Genomic DNA, 22,404 nt, shown 5'->3' with positions numbered 1-22,404 from the left:
AGCCCCTTTTCTGCCATTTCAACACAGACCAAGTCTCATTCCCCACCGATGAAAACTGTATTTTAATTTAATATCAGCAGACGTATTTTTACAGAGGAGCGATAAATTGACCTGGGGCTGCTGAAATAGGCCCCAGGTTTGAATGGCGGCTGTCTATTGCGACATATTAAGAATAGTGCGGATATTAAGGGCACTGGTGGCGATAATATCAATCGCCCCTGTCCGTAATGCCCCCAGAATGGCCAGCGCTTTGGTGTTCTCCGAGGCAATAGCAATCACACAAGGTATTTTCCGCAGCTCATCAATGCTCAGGCCGATGACGCGATCGTTCATCACCGTATCCACATGCTGCCCTTGCGCATTAAAAAAATCATAACCCGCGATATCGCCAATCACGCCCTGATTGAGGCTGGCGTCAATAATTTCATGGGGAGTAAACCAGCCCAGCTTGACCATGTAGCTGTTCTCATTCATATCACCGATCCCCACCAGGGCAATATCAGCTTTGCGCGCACGATCCAAGGTCTCTTTGATCGTGCCGTTTTGCATGAAGGCAGCTTTCAGCGCATGGTTTTCAACATAGGCCGGGGCATACAGTGTTTCGCTGCTGCCGCCGAATTTTTTCGCCAAACGCCTGCTGATATGATCGGCATTAATCGCATCACCAGGGCGATGCGTTCCACCAATGCCACAGATAAACTTACAGTTCCTTTGCGCCACGCTGCCTATATGATCGGCGATCGCCGCCACATTGCGCCCCTGGCCAACGGCAAGCACCATGTCCTCTTTCAGCGACATCGCCAGATAGCCAGAAACCAATGCGGCCACCTGGCGCCGCTGTTCTTCTTCATTCTGGTGATCGAGCGCAATCAACGCGCGGCTGATGGGAAAGCGCTCCAACATCTGTTGCTCCAGCCGGGTACTGAATACCGGATGGTAACGAACCGTGATCTCGACAATACCTTCTTCTTTCGCACGTTTGAGCAAACGCCCGACCTTAATCCGTGAAATACCGAACTTTTTTGCGATCTCCTCCTGTGTTATTTCGTCCTGATAATAAGCAACGGCAATTTCAGTCAGCAGTTCGTTATCCTGGGATACTGTTTTTTTTTCCATCCGTTACATGTTTCCCCACGGCAGATGTGATCGGTTAAGCACAACAACGGGCCCGAACAGAGGGCCCCTGGATTATGGTTTGAGATACAGCCTAATATATACCCGGTAGGGCGGCAATGAGGAAGGTATACGCATTCAGGCAGTAACGGTATCTAAACCTTGTTCTATTGCCTCTGCCAATTGGGTCAACAGTAGGCAACAAGACACCGCGCCCGCATCCAGCACACCGCGTGATCGTTCTCCCAGGCGGCTGGCGCGGCCAATCTTCGCGACCAGATCGCGCGTAGAATCCCGCCCTGCCACCGCAGCCTGTTTCATATGGCCTAACGCCTCATGGAAACTATCACCTTGCTGCACAGCCAACTCAAAACGCGCTATTGCCGGGATCAGCGTATCCATCAGGCATTTGTCACCCACGCCTGCACTGCTGATATCCTGCAATTCGTGTAACCCATTACGCAGCATCGCCAGAAATCCCTGCTTATCCAGCACGGATTTATCACGCACGCTATCGGCCATGCCCATAAACAGGCTGCCATACAGTGGCCCCATCGAACCGCCAATCCCTTCCATCAGCGCATCAGATACCGCATCAAATGCCTGCGCTAACGTCAGATGTTGCCCTTTGATCGCTTCACTACACAGCGTGAAACCTTTCGACATGTTGATGCCGTGATCGCCATCACCAATCGCGCCATCGATTTCACTGAGGTATTCCCGGTGACTGACAATCACGTTCACCAACCCCATCACGATCTCATTACCATGCTGCGTTGAAATATGCTCTGTCATAACTTACTCCACCTGGGTTAAACCTAATGAATGGGCTGGCATATCAATTAATGTTTTCAATTCATCATCGAGCTTCATTAACGTCAACGTCACCCCCATCATTTCGAGCGAAGTAAAATAGTTACCGACATAGCGACGGTGAATCTTCACCCCCTGTGCTGCCAGACGTTTTTCAATCTCGGCGTAATAAATGTACAGCTCCATCACCGGCGTGGCTCCCAGCCCGGAAATCAGCAGCACCACTTCCTGGCCTTTATCAAGCGGCATATCGTTGAGCACAAAATCAAGCATGGTGCTGGCCATGGCTGCCGCGGTCTGGATCGGGGAAACCTCAATGCCCGGCTCACCGTGGTGGCCGATGCCGATCTCCATCTTGCCGTCGGCAATATGGAAGTTCGGTTTACCTACCGCCGGAATGGTACAAGAACTGAGGCCGACACCAATTGAACGGCAATGATTGATCGCCTTTTGTGCCGCACCAATCACACCGTTCAGGTCATAGCCCTTGGCCGCCGCTGCGGCCCCTACTTTCCACATCAGGATTTCACCGGCTACGCCACGGCGTTTTTCCATCTCGCTGGCCGGGGCAGAAGCGACATCGTCGTTTGCCACCACGGTTTTTACCGCCATGCCGGCCGCCGCCGCCTTTTTCATCGCCATTTTGACATTCATATTATCGCCAGCGTAATTGCCATACAGGCAGGCCACGCCCGCGCCGCTGTCCGCTGCTTTAAACGCGTCCAAAAATGCTCCGGCGGTAGGGGAAGAAAAGATTTCACCAATCGCCACCGCATCAAGCATATTTTTGCCGATATAGCCCAGAAAAGCCGGTTCATGGCCAGAACCGCCGCCGGTGACAATCCCCACTTTGCCGTTAATCGGCGCTGCCGGGTACTTCAACACCCGCGCATTCTCCGTCGCGGTAAAATATTCCGGGTGAGCTTTCAGATAGCCTTGAATCGCATCTTCCACCACATGATCGGGATCGTTAATGATTCTGTTCATCGTTATTGTCTCTCTTTTATCAGTGTCCACCCTACGGCGAACTGCATGTGCGCCAGCTTGCCTGCAATTCGCCGTATGCAGGCAATTATTGGATGGTGTAACCACCGTCAACCACCAGGTTAGCACCGGTGATCATGCTGGCTGCATCGCTGGCCAAAAACAGGGCGCTGGCGGCAATATCCTGCGGTTCAGCAAAGCGCCGTAGCGGGATTTTTTGCTTCATCTGTTCTGCCACCTCCCCCGACCAGGCTTTACGCCCCAGCTCGGTCAACACCACGGTGGGAGAAATGGCGTTAACCCGCACGTTTTGCGGCCCCCATTCCAGCGCCAACACCTGAGTTAAACCAATCACCCCGGCTTTGCTGGCGCAGTAAGCCAGATGATTCGGCAAAGCCACCATTCCCGCTTGTGAAGCCAGATTAATAATGCTGCCGCTGCCTTGGCGGAGAAAGTAGTGCCCCACCGCCTGGCTGGTGAGAAACACGCCTTTCAAGTTAACCGCCATGGTGCTGTCCCAGGCATCCTCCGGGACTTCTTCTGCCGGATGCAACAGCACGATCCCGGCGCTGTTAACCAACACATCCAACCGGCCAAAATGCGCCTTCGCTTCCGCAACAGCCTGCGTCACCGACGCTTTATCGGTGACATCTGCCACAATGCCCAGCGCTGACTGTGCGTCCAACTGTTGCGCAATCTGTTGCACCGCCGGGGCGCGATCCAACAGCACCACTTGCGCACCGTTTTGCAGATAGCGTTCAGCTATAGCCAAGCCAATTCCTGCCGCGCCTCCGGTAATCACGGCCACTTTCCCTTGCAGGGAACATTCATTTTGACGGGTAAGCATCATTCGCTTCCTCCAACGGTTAACGTCACTGTCTATCAGGATGCCAAACTAGGGTTACTGGCTTTCACCGCCACGCTGGTTTCCTTTGGTAAGGTGACAAACTTCATCAAGACGCCGCTGAATAAATACAGGCCGGTGAAAATCCAGATCACCCCACTGCTGCCCAGGCTACCGATAAACAACCCCACCACCGCCGGGCCGACGAAAGTACTCAACCCAGCACCAAGATTCAGGATCGACATGGCTGCGCCTTTATTCTCGGGTGCCAGCGAAGGCATGATGGCAGAAAGCGGAACAAACGCCGCCAGACAGGCGCCGAACAGACCCGCAGCACCGACGGTGAGCCAATAATTTGGCCCAAGGAAATAAGGCACGTAGTAGAACATCAGCGTAGTTATTGCGCAGCCAACACAGCCAAACCACATCACGACGTTACGCCAGCCTAAACCATCGCTGACCACGCCAAAGATCAGATTGAAGATAATATTCACCGTCCACAATGCGGCATACATCTGCAACCAGTGAGTGCGGGTAAAACCCATATCCATCATGTACATCGGCATAAACACCACAAAGCCATAAGCTGCCGAGGTATTGATGGTGCGCACAATCCCCCCCAAGCCAATTTTCGGGTTTTCAAACGCGATGGTGATTCCTTTCAGAACATAACTGAGAGAAGCTTTTTCCTGGTGACCTTTTTCTGCCTGGCCGGGCGTCCGGTTGAGCATTAAGGCGATCATCGCCCCCAAGACCACAAAGATTAAGGCACTCCACAGGGTATGGATTTCCCCCAGGTACGGCAGCATGATGCTAGAATACAATACTCCTAACACGCTCAGACCGCCGCTGTAGACAAACCAGAAAATCCCTACCGCAGAACCCAGGCGTTCCGGCGGTGCTTCATAGGCCACCCATACCAGAAACCCATAGGCAAACAGCGGATAGCCCAGCCCGCGCAGCGCGTAGGTAGGTATCATTACCGTCAGATTATTGCTTGGCAGCCCCCAGATCAGAAAACAGACCGACCCCAGCAGGAACAGGATCAATCCAACCAACATCACCCGGCGGGCGGTGAAAATCTCGGCCAATACGCCAGAAAACCAGGCGGCAATCGCGGCAGCAAAGCCGTAAACGCTGAACAACAGCGCCGACTCCTGAATAGTTAACCCTTGACCAATGAGATAAGGCGAAAGCCAGCCTTGTTCCAGCCCTTCTCCCATCATGAACACCAAGACACCGGCATAACCGAGCATTAATTTTGGCGAAAGACCAATGCGATGAATCAGTCCATTCCACATAGCACACCTCAGCACATTTGATGATAGAGGTGCAGGATCACCCGCACCAGAACGATGCAGGCATTACAGATTGGGATTAAGTACCACTTTGATTGAGCCGATGCCGCGTTTCATCATTTCGAAACCTTCAGCAAACTGTTCCAGCGGTAATGTTTGCGTCACTACGCCTTTGGTGGGCAAATCACCATTGCGGATACCTTCGATCACCAGCGGGTAGCAATACGGCCCCAGATGCGAGCCCAGCACATCCAGCTCTTTACGATCGCTGATAATGCTCCAGTCAACGGTGACCGGGTCTTTAAAGACCGAAAACTCGACAAAAGTTCCCAGCTTACGGATCAGCATCAGCCCTTGTTCAACAGACTTTTGCGCACCGGTCGCTTCAATGTAGATATCGCAGCCGTAGCCTTCCGTCATGCCTTTGACCACCGCCATCACGTCGTCACGCAAGGGGTTCAACACCACGTCAGCGCCAAACTGTTTCGCCAGTGCCAAGCGATCGTCAGAAAGATCGAGCACCACCAGTTTGGCCGGGCCAGATTTTTTAATCGCGCCGATCATGCCAAGGCCCAAGGTTCCCGCCCCGGCCAGCACCACCACATCACCCAGTTTAATATTGGCACGCTGTACCGCATGGAACGAACAGGCGTAGGGTTCGATCAAAATGGCATCTTCTATCGGCATCTCCGCAGGCACATGGTAGTTAATGGCCTCTTTGGTGAACTTCATATATTCAGCCATACCGCCATTGACGTTTTTCTGGAAACCATACAGATCGTGCTTTTCACACATCCAATATTGACCACGGTTACAGAAACGGCATTCCCAACAGGGAACAATTTGCTCAGAAATCACCCGATCGCCGAGGTTAAAACCCTCCACGCCTTCCCCATATCCCACCACATGGCCGATAAATTCGTGGCCGGGAATCATCGGTGCTTTGATATAGGCGGGCTGTTTTTCATCCCCCCAGAAGCTGGCCGCCCCTTCGAACGCTTTCACATCACCGGCGCAGATGCCGCAGGCTTCCACCTTCACCAGGATCTCTTTTGGGCCAATCTTTGGTACTGCAACCACCTCCAAGCGATAATCTCTTGGGGCATAAGCGACGACCGCCTTCATCATTTCAGGAATACCTTCGGCCATTTTTGCGGGTGTTACGCAGTTCTGACACATAGTTCTATCCTCTGGTAGGGTGCATTTTTTATGATCATTAACACATTATAAGAACATATGAACACTACCTACTCTCCTGCTGATTGCCCACTGACAACTTTTAAAAATGTGATACTGTTCAAAAAGCCCTCTTAAAATTGTAATAAAGTCCTATAAATGGCGATATTTGGGATATTTATCACTTTTAATGGCTATTTAGCCTTATTTAAAATACAAACAAAAGAACACATATTGAACATTTGATAATATCTCGTTATGGTAACCACTATGACGCGCCAACGGGGATCGTCAGCCTTATCGTTATCAGCCAGGAGATCTTTATGCTGCCCATTGCTATCGGTGCCGATGATGCCGCCACTGAATTGAAAAACGTGATCATTGCTTTTCTGCAACAGCGTGACATACCGGTTACCGATTACGCGCCGGGACACCCTGCCGCGCAAACCAGCTACCCGGATATCGCTTTCCAGGTGGCGCAGGCTATCAAGGATGAAAAGCATCAGCGCGGGATCTTGCTGTGTGGCACCGGTATTGGTATGAGCATCGTGGCTAATAAAGTACCGGGGATTCGTGCAGCACAGTGCCATGACACCTATTCCGCCCAGCGGGCGCGCAAAAGCAACGATGCGCAAATCATCACCCTGGGAGCGCGGGTTATTGGGCCGGAGTTGGCAAAATCGATTGTCGAAGCCTGGTTGCTCTCTGAGTTTGAAGGAGGCGGATCGGCACCTAAGGTGGCCAAGATTGGCTATTACGAGCAGGTCGCAGGCCAGCGCTGAGGGTTATCTCCTGTAAGTAGCCGGATATATGGGGAACCACGGCTCGCCGGTGTGAGCGCACTGCCGATTGCTCTTAGCCATTACAGCAATCAGCAAAAGCGCATTTCATTCACCAGACTTATGATGCAGTGTGTTCCCCTAATGACAGCTAGCCAACATTGACGTTGATCAAGGAGCTTATAGATGAACCAATTAGACGCACTCAAACAGCTAACCGTGGTGGTTGCCGACAGCGGCGATATTGAATCAATCCGCCAGTTCGAACCACAGGATGCCACCACCAACCCGTCACTGATCCTGAAAGCCGCCGCATTGCCGCAATATCAATCGCTGATCGCCGACGCGCTCAATTACGCCCACCAACAAGGCGGCAGTAAAGAAACCCAATTGATTAACGCCTGCGACAAACTGGCGGTGAATATCGGTGCCGAGATCCTGAAAAGCGTACCAGGCCGTATTTCTACCGAAGTGGATGCCCGGCTGTCATTTGATCGCGGTATGTGTGTGGCAAAGGCTCGTAAACTGGTGCGTATGTATCAGGAACAAGGGATCGATAAATCACGCATTCTGATCAAACTGGCCGCCACCTGGGAAGGTATTAAAGCGGCAGAAGATCTGGAAAAAGAGGGCATCAACACTAACCTGACGCTGCTGTTCTCATTTGCCCAGGCACGCGCCTGTGCCGAAGCCGGGGTGTTCCTGATTTCGCCGTTCGTAGGCCGCATCTACGACTGGTATCAGGCCAAACAGCCGGTCAGCGATTACGATGCCGAGCAAGATCCTGGCGTGAAATCCGTGCGTGCGATTTATGAATACTACAAACAGCATCGCTATCAGACCGTGATCATGGGAGCCAGCTTCCGTAAGGTGGAACAGATCCTGGCGCTAGCGGGCTGCGATCGTTTGACCATTGCGCCAAACCTGCTGGAACAGTTGAAACAGAGTCAGCAACCGATTAAACGCCAATTAACGCCTTCAGTGGAAGCATGCCACCCGCCTGTTCCGCTGGCCGAAGCCGAATTCCGCTGGCTGCATAACCAGGATGCGATGGCGGTAGAAAAACTGGCCGAAGGCATCCGCCTGTTTGCCGTTGACCAGCAGAAACTGGAAGACATGCTGGCTGCCGAGCTGTAGTGCCAGCCTGGGCAATAGAAGAACGCTGATTCAGTAAGCCGAAACTCTGTGGCTGTTCAGCCACAGAGTGAGCCACCTCAATCAGGGGAAAAGATTATTCCATCACCCGATGAATTTGCAGATACTGCAACAGCATGATGGTTTTACCATCTTTAATCCGGCCATCGGCAATCATCGCCACCGCCTCACTGAACGGCAACTCCACCACTTCGATATCCTCATCTTCAATCCCCCCACCCGCAGCGTGCCGCCCGTCGTCGTGATATTCGGCAATGAAGAAATGGACGATTTCCGTCACGCCCCCCGGCGACATATAAGCTTCAAAGATTTTCTTGAGCTCATCCACCTGAAAACCGGTTTCTTCAATCGCTTCGCGGCGCGCGCACTGCTCAGGAGAGTCGGCATCCAGCAACCCGGCGCAGGCTTCCAGCAACATACCGCTGGCATTACCGTTAACATAGGTTGGCATACGGAACTGGTTGGTCAGCACCACTGTGCCTTTGGCGCGGTTATACAGCAAAATCGTGGCGCCATTGCCACGATCGTACACTTCGCGTACCTGTTCAATGGAGCCACCGTTCTTGCGTTTTAAATCAAAGGTATACTTGTTCAATACGTACCAGTTATTCGACAGCAGCTCTTTCCTGATATTTTCAATCTTTGATGACATAAACCTGGCTTCCGTTAGCAGATCTGGCCCCAATATATGCCAATAGCAAAACGCAGCCACGGCGGATTTGCAACAAGAAACCGCAGGCTGAACCGAATAGTCATCGGAGAAAGGAAAGAGGGTTTCAGTAATTTGAGATCGCAGAAATAAACATAAGATCAACATCCCTCACTTGCTTATGAGGGATTTATCGAAGAACAACAGCGGCGGAGTCGGCAAGTCACCAGGCTTATTTACGGCTTAGGGATGGCGTCCAGTGAGAAACTGGTACTACTGATCACATCACCGGCTTCATCATAAAAATCAACACCGAGGGTGGCACTGGTAAAACGCCCCCCGTTCGCTGGCAACATCATGGAGTTGGGTGTTAAAATCCCTGCATCGATCAGCTCCTGATACGCAGCAATTAACTCCTGCTGTCGCTCTAATACTTCCCCCAGAGTATCGCCACCCACCTGTGTATACCCGGTCATCACACTATTTAAGGCGGCTTGATTGAAGCAGTTATAAAAACCACTCGCCATTCCCGAGAAATTCTCGTCGCCAATGGCTTCCCTGACAGCTACGGCATCAAAAACCGGGTTAGACAAATAGATCCCAACTTTGATTTTTTTATCAGCCTCTGTCACGTTGGGGTTAACTTCAAAACTCAGCATCGGATAAATGCTGCTCTTATCATCTTTGCTCCAGCCATGCATACGTGCATCACTAATAAACTCATAAGCTTCCATATTATTAATCCTATTCAGTCTGTCGTTTATTTTTTCAACCCAAGACCCTACTTGGGTAAACACAATATATGTCATTGAAGTAAGTGATGATATTCAGTACTGCTGTCCTGTCTCTGACACAAACATGCGTCATTCCGGCTGGCTAGAACGGCAGTAAACAATAATCAGCCATCTAGATATGCCGTAATAAAAAAACCCGCAGGCTTTTCAGCACTACGGGCTTTGTTAACACTCATGGTTTTTAGAAACCGCTCGGCACTTCGCGCATATCCGGCAGTTTATGCGCAATCCCTTTATGGCAATCAATACAGGTTTTGCCTTCGGTAATCGCTTTGTCATGCATTTTCGCCGCCACGGTTTTCTGTACGGCAAAATCCATATACTCAAAGTTATGGCAGTTACGGCACTCCTGTGAATTATTGGCCTTCATGCGGGCCCATTCATTGGTCGCCATCGCCAACCGGTGAGATTCAAACTTCTGCGGCGTGTCGATCACGCCAAACAGTTTGCCATACAGCTCTTTGCTGGCCTTCAGCTTACGCAGCATTTTCGGTGCCCATTCGTGCGGTACGTGGCAATCCGGGCAGGTGGCCCGCACGCCGCTGCGGTTGTTATAGTGCACGGTGTCCATGTACTCTTCGTAAACGTTTTCGCGCATTTCATGGCAACTGATGCAAAACTGCTCCGTATTAGCCGCTTCCATACCGGTGTTAAAACCGCCCCAGAAAATAATCCCGGCGACAAAGCCGATCAGCAACAGCGTTCCCAGCGCCAAACGGCTCGGCCTGCGCCACCAGCGCCATAAACGGCGGATCGGCCCGGCCTTGTTCTCAGATGTTGCATTATTACGTTCGGCCATAACTCCCCCGCTTAGTGCCCAAAGCCCTGCATAGGCTGAAAATTGTTACCGATAATCGGTGCTGCATCAGTTTGTGGTACGTGACATTGCAGACAGAAATAGCGGCGCGGTGCAACATTGCCGAGCACTTTGCCGTCGCTGTCCATAAAGTGCGTCGGGCTGATGCGCGGTGCGCCGGTGGTGCGATAGGTATCCACACCGTGGCACTGCAAGCAGCGGTTGGTGTTCTTGGTGACCTGGTAACCATCAATGCTGTGCGGAATCATCGGCGGCTGGTTGACGTAGTTCAGCGCCATTTTTTCCTGCTGTTTCGGCATGTTGATCTGCCCTTCGGCAGTGGCGGAAACCTCTGGTGACTGTTGAAGATCGACATCGCTGGCGGCAAACGCCAAGCCGGCAACCACCAGCGACAGCAGCACACCACACAGGGAAAGCGGCTTTTTCAGGACATTGCTTTTCATTTTTTGGCTCCCGAATAATGAAATTTGGTCTTAATCTCGAATACATTTTCTGCACAGACGTCGATACAACGCCCGCAGGCAATACAAGTCTCATTGGCTACCCGTGGTGTGCCTTTTTGCAGCAATAACGGTTCACGCAGAATCTGGGGTTCCGGGCAAACATGGAGGCAGTCCATACAGCGTGTGCAGTTTTCACGCCGTTCAGCGCTGATCTGCACCACCCCCTGGCTGCCAATCACACCGTACAAGGCACCTACCGGACAAAGATGGCCACACCAACCATGCTCAACCACCAGCAGATCGAACAGGAACAGCGCCACAATCAGCCAGATCCCTGCACCAAACGCGGCAACCAAGCCTTTCAGCCATCCCAATGCCCCCTCTCCTGTGCCATGGATCAAACCACGGCCCATCAATGCCACTGGATTGACCCACTCCCACAGCAGCGTGCCACTAACGACGCTACCCACTAATACGGCGATAAGAATGCCGTAACGCAGGCTGCGCGGCAGGCTGGCTGATTGCCGCAGGCCTAATTTACGCCGCAGCCAGGCGGCCAGATCGGCCACCGGGTTCAACGGGCAGACCCAACCACAGAACACCCGGTTACCAATCAGGCCGTAGACCAGCACCACTGCGGCCCCCACCCACACCAACCAGGCTGGCCAATGCCCGGCCAACAGGCTTTCCAGCATCATCAACGGATCGGTGAGCGGGATTGTTTCCAGCAACAGACTGGCGCTGTAGTTCCCCCGCAAAATCCAGGTTCCCCACAGTGGCCCAGACAAAAACATCAGCAAAATCAGTAATTGGCTGCTGCGGCGCAGGATCAGGAAACGGTTGCTGCGCCACCAGCCGTGGCGCTGGCGCGCCTCGCGCCCGGCTTGGGCAACAGGATTGGCCATTATTCACCTCCCTTTACGCCACGGGCCGGTAATGTGATCCCTTCCGGTACTAATGAATGCCCCGCACGCTGTTTTTCTTCCCAACCCCAACGGTAATGTTCACCCAACTGCCCACGCGCCAGTGCCAGCGGCAATACTTTTATCGCCGCCTGCTCCAGTACGCAGGCCTGTTCACATTTGCCACAACCGGTGCAGGCAGCGCTGTGTACCGTGGGCAGAAACATTGCGTGCTTACCGGTGCGCTCGTTGTGTTGCAGCTCCAGCGTAATCGCCTTGTCGATCTGTGGGCAGACGCGGTAACAAACGTCGCAGCGCAAGCCCTGCCAGTTCAGGCAATTTTCGTGATCCAGCAGCACCGCCAATCCCATGCGTGCCTGATCAATGTCAGTCAGATGGGGGTCCAGCGCCCCGCTGGGGCAGGCCACCACGCACGGAATGTCTTCACACATTTCACAAGGAATATCGCGTGCCACAAAGTAGGGCATTCCTGCCGCCAGCGGCGACAGCAGCGTTGCCAGCTTCAATGTTTGGTACGGACATGCCTGCACACACTGGCCACAGCGGATACAAGCGCTGTCAAACGCGCCCTCGGCCAGTGCGCCCGGTGGCCGCAAGGCCAAACCGTCACGAGCCTGCGACTGTTTCTGCTGCAACCCAAGCAGCATCGCAATCCCGGCCAACCCGGCGGCGCTGCGCGCTGCATCGCGCAAGAAGCGCCGCCGTGCCGGAGTTTTCTCTCTTTGCTGGCTCATGGCATTGGCCTTATACCTTCTCCAGTTTCACCGCGCACTTCTTGTAATCAGTTTCTTTCGACAACGGATCGGTGGCATCCAGGGTCAGGTTGTTGACCAACTGCGCCGCATCAAAGAATGGCATATACACCAAACCCTGCGGCGGGCGGTTACGGCCACGGGTTTCGACAATGCTCACCAGCTCACCACGGCGTGACAGCACTTTCACTTTATCGCCCCGGCGCAGGTTGCGGTTTTTGGCATCCAGCGGATGGATAAACACCACGGCTTCAGGGAAGGAACGGTGCAGTTCCGGTACACGGCGCGTCATCGAACCGGTATGCCAATGCTCCAGCACACGGCCGGTAGACAGCCACAGATCATATTCCTGATCCGGGCTTTCCGCCGCCGGTTCAAACGGCAGCGCGAAGATCACCGCTTTACCGTCAGGCTTGCCATAAAAGCGCACGCTTTCCCCCGCTTTCACATAAGGATCGGTGCCTTCGCGGTAACGCCACAGGGTTTCCTTTCCATCGACCACCGGCCAGCGCAGGCCACGTGCCTGGTGATACATATCGAACGCCGCCAGATCATGCCCGTGACCACGCCCGAAGCCGGCATACTCTTCAAATAATCCTTTTTGGATGTAATAGCCGAAGTCACGCGCTTCATCGTTCAACTGATCCGCCGGGATCTCTTCCAGCGGGTATTTGTTGACTTCGCCGTTGGCGAACAGCACGTCATACAGGGTTTTGCCACGGTATTCCGGCTTCTGTTCCAACAACTCCGCTGGCCACACTTCTTCTACCTTGAAGCGTTTGGCGAACTCCACCAACTGCCATAAATCGGATTTGGCTTCGCCCGGCGCTTTCACCTGCTGCCGCCAGAATTGGGTACGCCGCTCGGCGTTGCCGTAAGCGCCCTCTTTCTCCACCCACATGGCGGTTGGCAGGATCAAATCCGCCGCCAGCGCGCTCACCGTCGGGTACGGATCAGAAACCACGATAAAGTTGCGCGGATCGCGCCAGCCCGGCATACGTTCTTGATTGATATTCGGCCCGGCCTGCATGTTGTTGGTACACAACGTCCAATAAGCATTCAGCTTGCCGTCTTTCAGCGCCCGATCTTGAGCAACCGCGTGCAGCCCCACTTTTTCCGGGATAGTCCCGGCGGGCAGCTGCCAGAGCTTTTCAGCGATCTGGCGGTGTTTTTCGTTAGTAACCACCATGTCCGCTGGCAGGCGGTGGGCAAAAGTCCCCACTTCACGCGCCGTACCGCAAGCGGAAGGCTGGCCGGTGAGAGAGAACGGCCCACAGCCTGGTTTGGAAATCTTGCCGGTCAGCAGGTGCAGGTTATAACACAGGTTATTGGCCCAAACGCCGCGCGTATGCTGGTTGAAGCCCATCGTCCAATAAGAAACCACCTTCACATTCGGGTCGGCATACAGCTTTGCCAGCGTTTCCAACTGATCTTTCGGCACTCCGCTCATTTCAGCGGTTTTCTCCAGCGTATATTCCGCCACGAAAGCTTTGTAATCCTCAAAGCTCATCGGTTCCGAGGCATCGCTGCCCGGATTCTTCGCCGCTTTTTCTAATGGATGAGTGGGACGCAGGCCGTAACCGATATCGGTCGCCCCCTTGCGGATATTGACGTGCTGCTTGAGAAACGCCTGATCGACCGCATTATTCTGAATAATGTAATTGGCGATGTAATTCATGATCGCCAGATCGCTTTGCGGGGTGAACACCATGGCATTATCCGCCAGCTCAAAGCTGCGGTGTTCAAAGGTTGACAGCACTGAAACGCTGACCTTATCGTTGCCCAAGCGGCGGTTGGTAATGCGCGACCAGAGGATCGGGTGCATTTCCGCCATGTTGGACCCCCACAGCACGAACGCATCGGCCTGTTCGATATCGTCGTAGCAACCCATAGGCTCATCCATGCCGAAGGTGCGCATGAACCCCACCACCGCCGAAGCCATGCAGTGGCGCGCGTTCGGATCGAGGTTGTTAGAACGCAAACCCGCCTTGAACAGCTTGGCGGCGGCATAGCCTTCCCATACCGTCCACTGGCCGGAACCAAACATGCCCACCGCTTCCGGCCCCTTCTCCTTCATCGCCCCTTTGAACTTCTCGGCCATGATGTCGAAAGCCTGTTCCCAACTGACTGGCGTGAATTCTCCTTCTTTATCGTATTGGCCGTTTTTCATGCGCAGCAGCGGCTGAGTCAAACGGTCTTTGCCGTACATGATTTTCGGCAGGAAGTAGCCTTTGATACAGTTCAAGCCGCGGTTGACCGGCGCATCGGGATCGCCCTGTGAGGCGACAATGCGGCCATTCTGGGTACCGACCAGAACGCCACAGCCAGTGCCGCAGAAACGGCAAGGGGCTTTATCCCATTTGATTTCATCGCCACCACCGACCACCGCCTGCGCAACCGTTGGGATCGTCAGCCCGGCCGCCGCTGCGGCTGCGGCGGCGGCATTAGCTTTCATGAAGTCTCGACGACTGAGTTTCATGGCGTTACCTCACCTTGCTCATCCTGCTGGTGATAAACCAGCGACACCGCCAGCACGCCGTCCAGATTACGTGCCGACTCAATTTTCTCCAGCAGCGTTTGAGAACGCGCTGCCTGCATAACCACCACCAACTTGCCCTGCTGTTGATCCTGTGCCGGAATTTCTGTTTCCGGGATCGCCATCAGTGCCGGGATCAGCCAGGGAAACTTTTCCGGCCGGGCTTGAACCATCAACCCGCTCACATGCCATTCGTTATTCATTATTTTTACTCCGGGTTATCGCGATCGCCGAGGCCGGGCAATCGGCTACACAGGCACCACAACCATTGCACGCCGCCGCCTCAAGCACAGGTTTGGCTATCCCCCCTAACTGCGGCCGAAAACGGATAGCCTGCATTTCGCAGTTATCCTGACAACTGCGGCACTCAATGCCATGCCAGGCCAGGCAGCGGGCGGTAAACTCTGCCACTAGTTGCCATGGATGGGTTTGCGGTGGATAAAACAGCGAGGCTTCACAGGCAGTTGCACATTGGCGGCAAAAGGTGCATTCAGCCCGTTGGAAATCAACTTCAGGAAAACCGCCACTGCCAGTAATCAGCACCCCGGTTTCACAGGCGGTGACACAGGCCAGACACCGGGTACAACCCGCCAGAAAGAGAGAGTTTTCACACGACCATGGGGGACGGATCGCATCAGAATGATGACGCCATTGTCCGCTCAACAGTCCGCGTCGCGACAATTCGGCCATGTGGTTTATCCTTAGTGTTAACAACACGTCTTGCGTGTAAAACAATCAATCAGAGAATTTAGTTATTTTTATGTCAAAAACCTTGTAAAGGTCAGGAACAAAATAGGTTGAATGCCAGGATGAGATAATCACTCTTTAGAGGTAAATCACGGGGTTAATTGCGCCAGATCAATCTCTGGTAAAGCATATTGGCATTTCGCGCGAGGTGTGCCGACTTACCGTTATTTACTTAACTATACAACGAAATATTCTTTGTACTTCGGCAAGCTGTTTGATGAAGGGCGCAGTGATTTGCAGTTGCAAAGAGTATCATCTTGCTTCAATAAGGTATTCAGGTGGTATGAATCGCCCCACAAGGCTAAGGATGTTGAATTGCTTGTAAAACGCTCAGTGACCAGCAGCCTGGCTAAGGCATTGATTAGCATCATGATACTTTCAGTGTTATCGACAGGGGTAGCGCTGATTACCGTGGCCGCCAGCCTGAGAGATGCCGAAGCAGTGAATATTGCGGGTTCACTGCGCATGCAAAGCTACCGATTGGCCTACAAACTGGCCAATGGCTCTACCGATCTGAATAAATATTTGGCGCAGTACCAGCAATCGCTGCTGGCACCTGCCCTGCTCAAACTGAATCGCTTTTATGTCCCGCGGGACGTGCAGGAGAAATACCAGACGCTACGCCAATCCTGGCAGGAGCTGGAAAAACAGATCCTGGCCGGGGACCCGGAAAACTACCAGTTCAACGTGGCCAGCTATGTCGCGCAGATTGACCAGTTTGTTCTGGCGCTGCAACGCTATTCTGAGCTAAAACTCGGTATTGTGGCCGCAATCAGCTTCGTCGGCTATATCGCTATCGCAGCTTTGGTGCTGTTTTGTATCCGTTTTATGCGCCGTCAGGTTGTCACCCCTTTAAAACGGTTGGTTGATGCCAGCCTGCATATACGGCAGCGTGATTTTAGTCATCCACCACTTGATGTTTCGTTACCAAATGAGCTGGGAGTGTTATCGCAGACGTTTACCGCCATGTCTGGCGATCTTTCCAAGCTATATAAGTCGCTGGAATCTAAAGTGGAGGAGAAAACCGAACGCCTGCAACAAGCTAACCGCACGTTAGAAGTACTCTACAGTTGTTCACAAGCCCTGAGCGCCGGGCAACTTGACCAGCGGGCATTCGAGAAAGTTTTGCTCATTGTGCGCCTCAGCGAACAGTTACAGTGTATCCGGTTGAATGTAGAAGATAACTTCAGCCGTTGGCAAGTCAGCAGCGGTGAGCCTGCTGCAGCATTGGAATGGCACGATTTGGTGATTGTGCAAGACAACAAACCAGTGGGTAGCCTGAACTGGCAACATCAGCAACAACCACCTCACCCCCACCTGATACAAAGCGTGGCGAATATGCTCAGCCGAGGCGTCTATTTCAACCGCGCGCAAAAACAACATATGCAGTTTCTGCTGATGGAAGAACGCTCCACCATCGCACGTGAATTGCATGACTCGCTGGCACAAGCGCTCACGTTCCTGCGTATCCAACTGACCTTACTGAAACGCACATTGGCAGACAATTCGCCACCGGCCCACGACATTATTGATGATTTTGATCGGGCGCTGGCCGATGCCTACCGCCAGCTGCGTGAATTGCTGGCCACCTTCCGCCTGACGATTCAAGACGCCGATCTGAATACCGCATTGCAACAGGTTCTTGAACCATTAAAACTGCTGACCCCCGCGCGGATTCAGTTACACTGCCGGCTTGCCTCACAGGCGCTGAATGCCCAGCAACAGGTTCATGCGTTGCAGATTGTGCGTGAGGCGGTGTTGAATGCCATTAAACACGCCGATGCACAGGAAATTGTGATCCGCTGTGAAATTACCCCGGACGGGAATAATCAAATTACCATTTGCGACGACGGTTCCGGCATCGACAGCCTGGATGAACCGGAAGGGCATTACGGTTTGAATATTATGAGCGAACGAGCGGCACGCCTGGGAGGAACATTGCACATCCAGCGCGGCAAAGAAAAGGGAACGGAAGTCTGCCTGACGTTCCCGCCTTAAGAAAACAGAATTATCCGTTTCAGTACCCACTGATCATCTGTACGATGATCATGTTAAAGATATCTTCTGCACTAAATGCCACTATATTAATAAAGTTCATTCCACGGCAAAGAGCCTTCCCGGCACTTATGTGGTTTTACTCGCTACAGGGAGCATGTTTCATTGTGAAGAACTATAAAGTCATGATCGTTGACGATCACCCGCTGATGCGGCGAGGCATCAAACAATTGCTTGGGTTAGAACCACAGTTCACCGTGGTGGCAGAAGCCAGCAATGGCAATGAAGCAATTACCCTGGCCGGGCAGTTGGCACCTGACATTATCCTGCTTGATCTGAATATGAAGGGTCTCTCAGGGCTGGATACGCTGAAAGCATTACGTGATGAAGAAGTGAGTGCGCGCATCATAGTGCTGACGGTGTCTGATGCACGCAGCGATGTGTATGCCCTAATCGACGCCGGAGCCGATGGTTATCTGCTGAAAGACAGCGAACCAGAGCAGTTGCTGGAAAATATTCGGGAAGCCGCCGAAGGCAGGAACGTCATCAGCGCAGCGATAGCAGATTATCTTGCATCACGCAGTGAACAGCGTAATCCGTTTGCCGATCTCACCGAACGGGAACTTGATGTGTTGCAGGAAGTGGCGCGTGGTATGTCCAACAAACAGGTCGCGACACAATTGCACATCTCCGAAGAGACGGTAAAAGTGCATATCCGCAATATGCTGCGCAAACTCGATGTGCGTTCGCGCGTGGCGGCCACGGTCATGTACCTGGAATATAAGAGTCAATAATGTTTCCCCGGCATGCCGGGGAACCTTCATGCAATAGCCGCCAGCAATGCCAGATGATGCTGGTTAATCCAGCTTTTATTTAATGGCCCCCAGCTCTCAAGCTGATAAAAACCGTCGTTATTACGCACGCCCTGTTGAACAAACTGCAATTCCACACCTAAACCAGGCAACGCTTTTAATACATCCTGCAATGTACGGCGCGGCCAGCCGGTCGATGCCATCAGATATGGAACATTAGGCCGTTCACTGTGGCTAATCAGCCAGCAAAGATAAAGGCGGCGGGCAAATACCGGGTTAATTTCCATGCCAAACTCCTGCTGTGGATAATTTCTGATGATTCACCAATCGGTGATCAACATGCCAGTGTGAATTTTTACCACTGTTATTTACACTATCTCCATTTTTTCTCCACGCTTTCCCTCTGCATCGCGAGTAAAGTGCAATAAATTTCACGTTATAGTTTGAGAGCTGATGGATATCCCCCAAATCATTCAAGTTGCAGGAAAGCCAATGCACATGCCGCTTGAAGTATGATGGATATAAGCATAACTGATGCTGTCAAAAATATAACAAGTCACAACGAGGTTCGTGCTGCATGGCTAATTTTTTTATTGATCGCCCTATTTTCGCTTGGGTTTTAGCAATTATTCTGTGCCTGACCGGAACGTTGGCGATTTTTTCTTTGCCTGTTGAGCAATACCCGAATCTCGCCCCGCCTAATGTGCGGATCAGTGCCACGTATCCAGGGGCTTCGGCACAAACGCTGGAAAACACCGTTACCCAGATTATTGAGCAGAGTATGACTGGCCTGGACAACATGATGTATATGTCGTCGCAGAGTACCAACACCGGCCAAGCCAGCGTGACGCTGACCTTTAACGCAGGCACCGATCCCAATCAGGCTATGCAGCAGGTGCAAAACCAATTACAGGCCGCAATCAAACGCCTGCCGCAGCCGGTGCAGCAACAGGGGGTAACGGTATCAAAATCCGGCGATACCACGCTGATGATGGTGGCTTTTGTTTCCACCGATGGCAGTATGGACAAGCAGGATATTGCCGATTACATCGTTTCCAATCTGCAAGATCCCCTCAGCCGTATTGATGGCGTTGGCAGTATGGACGTTTACGGTTCGCAGTACGCCATGCGTATCTGGCTGGACCCCAACAAACTTACCGGTTATCAATTGACCACCCAAGACGTGGTGAACGCCATCAGGTCGCAGAACACCCAGGTCGCGGTTGGTCAGCTTGGTGGTTCGCCTGCGGTGGATAAACAGGCGCTTAACGCCACTATCAACGCACAATCTCAGTTACAAACACCAGAACAGTTCCGCGAAATTACCCTGCGCGTCAATCAGAACGGTTCACTGGTGACATTGGGCGATGTCGCCACGATTGAAATGGGCAGTGAAAACTATAACTTCCTAAGTCGTTACAATGGGTTGCAGGCGGCCGGGATGAATATCAAACTGGCTTCCGGTGCCAATGAACTGCAAACCGATCAACAAGTAAAAGACAAAATCGCGGAACTGGCACCATTCTTCCCGCACGGGCTGGAAGCCAAAGTGGCCTATGAAACCACTCCGTTCGTTAAAGCATCGATTAGGGATGTGGTCAAAACACTGTTGGAAGCCATTGCGTTGGTTTTCCTGGTGATGTACTTGTTCTTGCAGAACTTCCGCGCCACGCTGATACCGACTATCGCTGTTCCCGTAGTGCTGCTGGGCACCTTCACCATCCTTTCTATTTTCGGCTATAGCATCAATACATTAACGATGTTTGCCATGGTCTTGGCGATAGGTCTGCTGGTTGACGATGCCATCGTGGTGGTGGAAAACGTCGAACGCGTGATGAGTGAGGAAGGGCTATCCCCGCGTGACGCCACGCGTAAATCCATGGGGCAGATCCAGGGCGCGTTGGTGGGGATCGCTCTGGTACTTTCAGCGGTTTTTGTCCCAATGGCTTTCTTCGGGGGCACTACCGGTGCGATTTATCGCCAGTTTTCGATCACCATTGTTTCCGCCATGGTACTTTCAGTGTTGGTGGCGATGATCCTCACCCCGGCGCTCTGCGCCACCCTCCTCAAACCGGTGACCAAAGGCCATCACCATAGCAAACGTGGTTTCTTTGGTTGGTTCAACCGGGTGTTTAACCGAAACGCCGAACGTTATGAACGCGGCGTGGCACGCGTACTGCACCACAGTATCCGTTATATGGTGATTTATCTGTTGCTGCTCGGTGGCATGGCAGTATTGTTCCTGAAATTGCCTACCTCATTCCTGCCGCAGGAAGACCGTGGCGTATTCACCGTGCAGGTACAACTGCCAACGGGTTCAACCCTACAGCAAACCACTAAAGTTGTGGAAGGAGTCGAACAGTATTTCCTCACTAAAGAGAAAAATAACGTGCTGTCGGTGTTTTCTACCATCGGCTCCGGGCCGGGAGGAAACGGGCAGAATGTGGCACGCATGTTTATTCGCCTGACCGATTGGGGATCGCGTACCGCGGGTGCCAATAGTTCATTCGCCATCATTGACCGTGCCAGTAAAGCCTTCCGCAATATTAATGAAGCGCGGGTGATCGCCAGCAGTCCACCGGCCATTACCGGGTTAGGCAATGCGTCGGGTTTTGATATGCAGTTGGAGGATCATGCCGGGCAAGGCCACAGTAAATTGATGGCCGCACGTGACCAGTTGCTGCAATTGGCCGGGCAAAACCCGCAGTTGGTGCGTGTACGCCATAACGGCCTGGACGATACCCCACAGTTGCAAATCGATATTGATCAACGTAAAGCGCAAACACTGGGTGTCAATATTGATGATATCAATAGCACCTTATCGACCGCCTGGGGCTCAACCTATGTTAATGACTTTGTTGACCGTGGGCGGGTGAAGAAAGTGTATGTTCAGGCCGCCGCGCCTTTCCGCATGCTGCCGGAAGACATCAATAAATGGTATGTGCGTAACAATTCTGGCGGTATGGTGCCATTTTCCGCCTTCTCTACCTCTTATTGGAGTTCTGGTTCACCGCGCCTAGAGCGCTATAACGGCAGTTCATCAGTAGAAATTGTTGGAGAAGCCGCTTCTGGCATCAGCACTGGCACCGCAATGGACGAGATGGAAAAACTCGTCCACCAGTTGCCAACCGGTTTCGGCCTGGAATGGACAGCTATGTCCTACCAGGAACGCCTGTCTGGTTCCCAAGCCCCTGCGTTGTATGCCATTTCGCTGCTGGTGGTTTTCCTGTGCTTGGCGGCGTTATATGAAAGCTGGTCGATTCCTTTCTCGGTCATGCTGGTTGTCCCGCTCGGGGTAATTGGCGCCGTCGCCGCCACTTGGCTGCGCGGGCTGGAGAATGATGTTTATTTCCAGGTTGGGCTGCTAACCATTATTGGTTTATCTGCCAAGAACGCGATTTTGATTGTTGAGTTTGCTAACGAGCTTAACCACAAAGGCCAGGATCTGATAGCCGCAACGCTAGAAGCCTCGCGTATGCGTTTACGCCCGATTCTGATGACTTCGCTGGCTTTCATCTTCGGCGTATTACCTATGGCAACCAGCAGCGGCGCTGGCTCCGGCAGCCAGCATGCGGTTGGCACCGGCGTGATGGGCGGCATGATTTCCGCCACCATCCTGGCCATTTTCTTTGTGCCGCTGTTCTTTGTCCTGGTACGCCGCCGCTTCCCCGGCAAGCTCGCCGTGCAGCAACAGATAAAGAAAAACAACGAGTAATAAGCATAAAAAAGCAGCACCGGAAACCCGATGCTGCTTTATTACAGACTAAATCTTTG

General features: G+C 52.7%; 21 protein-coding genes. 5 read left to right on the top strand and 16 right to left on the bottom strand.

Annotated features, from left to right (window positions below; all coding sequences use genetic code 11):
- Positions 1–153: 153 nt before the first annotated feature.
- The 6 genes from Z042_RS11345 to Z042_RS11320 all read right to left on the bottom strand — a co-directional run bounded on the left by Z042_RS11345 (position 154) and on the right by Z042_RS11320 (position 6,231).
- Positions 154–1,116: a sugar-binding transcriptional regulator gene (locus tag Z042_RS11345; RefSeq protein ID WP_024912605.1), complete on the bottom strand. Its 963-nt coding sequence runs from the start codon at positions 1,114–1,116 to the stop codon at positions 154–156.
- A 135-nt stretch (positions 1,117–1,251) separates the two neighbouring features.
- Positions 1,252–1,908 carry a dihydroxyacetone kinase subunit DhaL gene (gene dhaL, locus Z042_RS11340; protein ID WP_024912606.1) on the bottom strand — a complete coding sequence of 219 codons (657 nt, stop codon included), beginning with the start codon at positions 1,906–1,908 and terminating at the stop codon, positions 1,252–1,254.
- A 3-nt stretch (positions 1,909–1,911) separates the two neighbouring features.
- Complete coding sequence (locus tag Z042_RS11335; RefSeq protein WP_024912607.1) at positions 1,912–2,913, bottom strand: dihydroxyacetone kinase subunit DhaK; 1,002 nt, start codon at positions 2,911–2,913, stop codon at positions 1,912–1,914.
- A gap of 85 nt (positions 2,914–2,998) precedes the next feature.
- The gene (locus Z042_RS11330; RefSeq protein ID WP_154666947.1) at positions 2,999–3,760 is read right to left on the bottom strand and encodes an SDR family oxidoreductase; all 762 of its coding nucleotides are present in this window, start codon (positions 3,758–3,760) and stop codon (positions 2,999–3,001) included.
- 32 nt (positions 3,761–3,792) lie between these two features.
- Positions 3,793–5,055 carry an MFS transporter gene (locus Z042_RS11325; RefSeq protein WP_024912609.1) on the bottom strand — a complete coding sequence of 421 codons (1,263 nt, stop codon included), beginning with the start codon at positions 5,053–5,055 and terminating at the stop codon, positions 3,793–3,795.
- A gap of 63 nt (positions 5,056–5,118) precedes the next feature.
- Entirely contained in the window at positions 5,119–6,231 is a 1,113-nt protein-coding gene (locus Z042_RS11320; RefSeq protein WP_024912610.1) for an MDR/zinc-dependent alcohol dehydrogenase-like family protein, read from the bottom strand.
- A gap of 320 nt (positions 6,232–6,551) precedes the next feature.
- Between Z042_RS11320 and rpiB the strand changes: the two genes are divergently transcribed.
- Both rpiB and tal read left to right on the top strand, forming a co-directional pair.
- A complete protein-coding gene (gene rpiB, locus Z042_RS11315) occupies positions 6,552–7,010 on the top strand; it encodes a ribose 5-phosphate isomerase B (RefSeq protein WP_024912611.1) in 459 nt (152 codons plus the stop codon).
- Between the two features lie 183 nt (positions 7,011–7,193).
- The gene (tal, locus tag Z042_RS11310; protein ID WP_024912612.1) at positions 7,194–8,144 is read left to right on the top strand and encodes a transaldolase; all 951 of its coding nucleotides are present in this window, start codon (positions 7,194–7,196) and stop codon (positions 8,142–8,144) included.
- A 94-nt stretch (positions 8,145–8,238) separates the two neighbouring features.
- On the opposite strand, the gene nudK is transcribed toward tal, so the two are convergent.
- The 9 genes from nudK to napF form a co-directional block, all read right to left on the bottom strand.
- Positions 8,239–8,814, bottom strand: coding sequence for a GDP-mannose pyrophosphatase NudK (nudK, locus tag Z042_RS11305; protein WP_024912613.1), 576 nt, complete (start codon positions 8,812–8,814; stop codon positions 8,239–8,241).
- A 233-nt stretch (positions 8,815–9,047) separates the two neighbouring features.
- Entirely contained in the window at positions 9,048–9,608 is a 561-nt protein-coding gene (locus Z042_RS11300) for a hypothetical protein (protein ID WP_154666946.1), read from the bottom strand.
- Positions 9,609–9,786: 178 nt separating this feature from the next.
- Complete coding sequence (gene napC / locus Z042_RS11295; protein WP_024912615.1) at positions 9,787–10,404, bottom strand: cytochrome c-type protein NapC; 618 nt, start codon at positions 10,402–10,404, stop codon at positions 9,787–9,789.
- Positions 10,405–10,415: 11 nt separating this feature from the next.
- Positions 10,416–10,865 (bottom strand): nitrate reductase cytochrome c-type subunit, encoded by a 450-nt coding sequence (gene napB / locus Z042_RS11290; protein WP_024912616.1) that lies wholly within the window; start codon positions 10,863–10,865, stop codon positions 10,416–10,418.
- Complete coding sequence (napH, locus tag Z042_RS11285) at positions 10,862–11,770, bottom strand: quinol dehydrogenase ferredoxin subunit NapH (protein ID WP_024912617.1); 909 nt, start codon at positions 11,768–11,770, stop codon at positions 10,862–10,864. Before napH ends, napB begins: the two co-directional genes overlap by 4 nt.
- Positions 11,770–12,522 carry a ferredoxin-type protein NapG gene (gene napG / locus Z042_RS11280; RefSeq protein WP_024912618.1) on the bottom strand — a complete coding sequence of 251 codons (753 nt, stop codon included), beginning with the start codon at positions 12,520–12,522 and terminating at the stop codon, positions 11,770–11,772. Before napG ends, napH begins: the two co-directional genes overlap by 1 nt.
- 10 nt (positions 12,523–12,532) lie before the next feature.
- Complete coding sequence (gene napA, locus Z042_RS11275) at positions 12,533–15,019, bottom strand: nitrate reductase catalytic subunit NapA (protein WP_024912619.1); 2,487 nt, start codon at positions 15,017–15,019, stop codon at positions 12,533–12,535.
- Positions 15,016–15,282, bottom strand: coding sequence for a chaperone NapD (napD, locus tag Z042_RS11270; RefSeq protein WP_024912620.1), 267 nt, complete (start codon positions 15,280–15,282; stop codon positions 15,016–15,018). The genes napA and napD overlap by 4 nt, the downstream gene beginning before the upstream one ends.
- A complete protein-coding gene (gene napF, locus Z042_RS11265) occupies positions 15,272–15,766 on the bottom strand; it encodes a ferredoxin-type protein NapF (RefSeq protein WP_024912621.1) in 495 nt (164 codons plus the stop codon). The genes napD and napF overlap by 11 nt, the downstream gene beginning before the upstream one ends.
- Positions 15,767–16,138: 372 nt before the next feature.
- Between napF and narQ the strand changes: the two genes are divergently transcribed.
- Together narQ and narL are read left to right on the top strand one after the other, a co-directional pair.
- Positions 16,139–17,821, top strand: coding sequence for a nitrate/nitrite two-component system sensor histidine kinase NarQ (narQ, locus tag Z042_RS11260; protein ID WP_024912622.1), 1,683 nt, complete (start codon positions 16,139–16,141; stop codon positions 17,819–17,821).
- 128 nt (positions 17,822–17,949) lie between these two features.
- Entirely contained in the window at positions 17,950–18,612 is a 663-nt protein-coding gene (gene narL, locus Z042_RS11255) for a two-component system response regulator NarL (protein ID WP_045784785.1), read from the top strand.
- 26 nt (positions 18,613–18,638) lie between these two features.
- Here narL and Z042_RS11250 read toward each other — a convergent pair whose 3' ends face one another.
- Positions 18,639–18,917, bottom strand: a complete 279-nt coding sequence (locus tag Z042_RS11250; protein ID WP_024912624.1) for a winged helix-turn-helix domain-containing protein — start codon at positions 18,915–18,917, stop codon at positions 18,639–18,641.
- A gap of 290 nt (positions 18,918–19,207) precedes the next feature.
- On the opposite strand from Z042_RS11250, the gene acrD reads away from it, so the two are divergent.
- Positions 19,208–22,345 carry a multidrug efflux RND transporter permease AcrD gene (gene acrD / locus Z042_RS11245; protein WP_024912625.1) on the top strand — a complete coding sequence of 1,046 codons (3,138 nt, stop codon included), beginning with the start codon at positions 19,208–19,210 and terminating at the stop codon, positions 22,343–22,345.
- Positions 22,346–22,404: the final 59 nt, after the last annotated feature.

Source organism: Chania multitudinisentens RB-25 (assembly GCF_000520015.2).
GTDB classification, from domain to species: domain Bacteria; phylum Pseudomonadota; class Gammaproteobacteria; order Enterobacterales; family Enterobacteriaceae; genus Chania; species Chania multitudinisentens.
The sequence above is the reverse complement of the archived record's forward strand: the minus strand, read 5'-3'. Positions and strand labels throughout refer to the sequence as shown.